This is a genomic window from Streptomyces sp. SID5910 (assembly GCF_009862125.1).
Lineage (GTDB): Bacteria > Actinomycetota > Actinomycetes > Streptomycetales > Streptomycetaceae > Streptomyces.
The window spans coordinates 1-3660 of record NZ_WWHX01000092.1 but is presented as its reverse complement, the minus strand read 5'-3'; the positions used below and the strand labels follow the sequence as shown (position 1 = coordinate 3660).

The 3660-nt window shown below is 74.0% G+C and carries 3 protein-coding genes; 1 reads left to right on the top strand and 2 read right to left on the bottom strand.

Annotated elements, in window-relative coordinates:
• Positions 1-8: 8 nt before the first annotated feature.
• Positions 9-2087: an alkaline phosphatase PhoX gene (locus GTW67_RS03565; RefSeq protein WP_161163327.1), complete on the top strand. Its 2079-nt coding sequence runs from the start codon at positions 9-11 to the stop codon at positions 2085-2087.
• Positions 2088-2107: 20 nt separating this feature from the next.
• Here GTW67_RS03565 and GTW67_RS03560 read toward each other — a convergent pair whose 3' ends face one another.
• A complete protein-coding gene (locus GTW67_RS03560) occupies positions 2108-3118 on the bottom strand; it encodes an endonuclease/exonuclease/phosphatase family protein (RefSeq protein WP_161163326.1) in 1011 nt (336 codons plus the stop codon).
• 80 nt (positions 3119-3198) lie between these two features.
• Positions 3199-3555, bottom strand: coding sequence for an ADP-ribosylation/crystallin J1 (locus tag GTW67_RS03555; RefSeq protein ID WP_161163325.1), 357 nt, complete (start codon positions 3553-3555; stop codon positions 3199-3201).
• Positions 3556-3660 lie beyond the last annotated feature (105 nt).

Genomic DNA, 3660 nt, shown 5'->3' with positions numbered 1-3660 from the left:
CTGGACACGTGCGCAAGCTGCTGCCGTTGATCGGAACGCCGTCCGGGTCGCACCCCGGCGGACGGTCCGCCATGACCTGCCGTTTCCGGTGTGGTGACGCCTGCTTCCACGAGGTGCCCAACACCAGCTCCAACGAGTACGTCGGCGACGTCATCGCGGGCGCGCTCAGCCGGCGTTCCATGATGCGCGCCGCGGCCGTCGTCACCGTCGCCGCGGCGGGCGCCGGTGCCGTGGGGGTGGCGGGGGCGCCCTCGGCGCAGGCCGCGCCGGCGGCGGGGAGGGGGCACGGGAGCCGTCCGAAGCCGCAGGGTGCGCGCGGGCTGCGGTTCGCGCCCGTCGCTCCCAACACCGAGGACGCCGTGGTCGTGCCGGAGGGCTACCGGCAGGGCGTCGTCATCCGGTGGGGCGAGCCCATCCTGCGCGGGGCGCCGGCCTTCGACCCGGCGAAGCAGACCGCGAAGGCGCAGGCCGGGCAGTTCGGGTACAACAACGACTTCCTCGCGCTGCTGCCGCTGCGAGGTGAGCGGGGCCGGCAGCTGCTCGTCGCCAACCACGAGTACACCGACGAGGTGCTGATGTTCCGGGGCTACGACCCCGAGAACCCCACCCGCGAGCAGGTGGAGATCGCGTGGGCCGCGCACGGGCTGTCCGCCGTCGTCGTGGAGGAGGACCGCAGGAGCGGCAGGCTGACGCCGGTGTCCCGGCACCACCTCAACCGGCGTGTCACCGCCACCACCGAGTTCCGGCTGACCGGCCCGGCCGCCGGGTCCGACCTGGTGAAGACCTCTGCCGACCGGACCGGCCGCAAGGTGCTCGGCACCCTCAACAACTGCTCCGGCGGCACCACCCCGTGGGGCACGACGCTGCACGGCGAGGAGAACTTCAACCAGTACTTCGCCAACAGCGGCCGGGCCACCGACAAGCGGTACGGGATCGGGACCGGGGCCACCGAGCGGAAGTGGGAACGGTTCGACAAGCGGTTCGACGTCGCCCAGGAGCCCAACGAGGTGCACCGCTTCGGGTACGTCGTCGAGTTCGACCCGTACGACCCCACCTCCACGCCCCGCAAGCACACCCTGCTCGGCCGCTTCAAGCACGAGGCCGCGACCGTGCGGCTGACGAGCGACGGGCGTCCCGTCGTCTACACCGGCGACGACGAGCGGTTCGACTACTTCTACAAGTTCGTCGGCAGCAAGCGGATGCGGCACGGCGGCAGCCGCGCGGCGCACGAGCACAACCTGACGCTGCTCGACGAGGGCACCCTCTACGTCGCCAGGCTGACCGGCGACTCCCCGGCGATCGAGATCGACGGCACGGGCACGCTGCCGGCCGACGGCGAGTTCGACGGCAGCGGCCAGTGGATCCCGCTGGTCACCGCGACCGAGCGGGGCGCCGTCTCGCACGTCGAGGGCATGAGCGCCGAGGAGGTCTGCGTCTTCACGCGGCTCGCCGGCGACAAGGCCGGCGCGACGAAGATGGACCGGCCCGAGGACATCGAGCCGTCCCCGGGGACCGGCAAGGTCTACGTCGCCCTCACCAACAACACCAACCGCGGCAAGGCCGGGTCCGCCGGCCCCGACGAGGCCAACCCGCGGGTCGGCAACAAGCACGGCCACGTGCTGGAGCTGACCGAGCGCCGCAACCGGGCCGACGCGACCTCCTTCGCCTGGTCGCTGTTCCTGGTGGCCGGCGACCCGGAGGACCCGGGGACGTACTTCGCGGGCTTCCCGAAGGAGGCCGTCAGCCCGATCTCCTGCCCGGACAACGTGGCCTTCGACGGTCACGGCAACCTGTGGATCTCCACCGACGGCAACGCGCTCGGTACCCACGACGGCCTTTTCGGCGTGGCGACGAAGGGCGACCGGCGCGGTGAGCTGAAGCAGTTCCTGACCGTGCCGACCGGTGCGGAGACCTGCGGTCCGCTCGTCCAGGACCGGCGGGTGCTGGTCTCCGTGCAGCACCCGGGCGAGGTCGACGGCGCCTCGGTGGAGAAGCCGGCCAGCACCTGGCCCGACGGGCCCGGGAAGATCGTGCGCCCGGCGGTCGTGGCGGTGTGGCGCGCGGACGGCGGCGACATCGGCGTCTGAGCGGCCCCGGGACGACGGGGTCAGCCGTCCGCCGCGTGCAGGGTGAGGTCGACGACCAGTGCGCGGTGGTCGGTGCCGGCCAGGTGCAGGAAGCGGGCGCGGTGCGCGGCGAAGTCCGGCGACACCAGCACGTGGTCGATCTGCGCGCCGAGCACCGGGGTCGTCCGGGACGGCCAGCTCGGCGCCCGGTCCTGGCCGGCGAGGCGGGCGGCGTCGTACAGCCCGGTGTCGAGGATGCGCCGGAAGGCGGCGTGGTCCTGGGAGGCGTTGAAGTCGCCGGCGAGGACGGTGGGTGTCCCGCCGGCCCCGTCGGCGGCGTCGCGCAGCCGGCCCAGCTCGGTGCGCCACAGGCCGAGCTGCTCCGGCAGCGGCGGCATCGGGTGGGCGAGCTGGAGGCGTACGGCGTGACCGCGCACGTCGGCGACGGCGGCGGGCATGCCCATGGTGCCGGGGACGGCGGGGGCGGGTGTGAGCGGGAAGCGGCTCAGGATGACCGACCCCTCGGAGCCGCCGCCCTCGACGGCCCGGCGGTGCGGATAGCCGGCACCGAGCGCGCGCCGCAGGGCCGCGTCGCACGTGTACTCGCACTCCTGTACGAACAGCAGGTCGGGTTGCTCGCGGCGCACCGCGCCGATCAGGGCGTCGGTGCCCTGTCCGAACTCGACGTTCGACGTCAGCACCCGCACCTCGGCGACGGGCGGCCCGGCCGGTTCGCCGGCCTTGCCGTACGGCTCGGTGAACCAGGCCAGCAGCCCGAGCAGCGCCACGCCCCACACCGCTCCCGTCCACCACCGGGCGAGCAGCGTCAGCAGCAGGCCGGCGCCGGCCGGCACCAGCAGCCAGGGCAGGAAGGCGAGCAGCTGCGGCACCGGCGTGATGCCGTCGGTGTCGGCGATCCGGCAGCCGACGACCGCGCTGACCGCGGCGAACAGCAGCCCGGCGCACCAGGCCCCGAACCGCCGCCCGCCCCGGCGGGCCCCCCGGTCGCCGGGCGCGTCCGTCCACCCGCCCCTCGCCGTGTCGGTGTCCACGTCCCGGCCTTCCGCTCGCGGCTGCGATGCCCGAATCCTCCCTCAAGGACGGCGATCACGGGCGGAAAGTTGCCCGCCGGCTACGCGTCCGCGTGGAACTCCCGCACGACCTCGATGCGCCCCACGATGTGCCGGTTGAACTCCGCCAGCTCCTCCGCCGGGACCCACAGCTCCAGGATCGTCTCGCCGCCGGCCTGCCGTACCGGGTAGCGCTCCAGGAACTCCGTCTCCACCTCGAAGCGGGTGACGTGGCCCGAGCCGGACGCGGGGACGTTCCAGTCGCGGGCGATGCGGACGGCGTAGTCCTCGTTCAGGACCGGGTAGAAGATCGGCTGCTCGGGCAGGCGCGGGGGCCAGGCCGTCCAGCCGGACGCCTCGACGAGGGCCAGCTCCTCGAGGCCCGTGGGTCGCCACAGGGTCGTCGTCTCGCGTCGCATGGGCGACGACGGTAGCCGTACGGCCGGGCCCCGGACCAGCGGATTTCCGTATGCCCGGGCTTAGAGGCGGGCCCGGGGCGGGTGGGGACGGGCCGGCTCGGCGGC

Coding starts and splice junctions, on each gene's coding strand:
- GTW67_RS03555 (WP_161163325.1), bottom strand. CDS start 3,555: ATGCGACGCGAGACGACGACCCTGTGGCGACCCACGGGCCTCGAGGAG.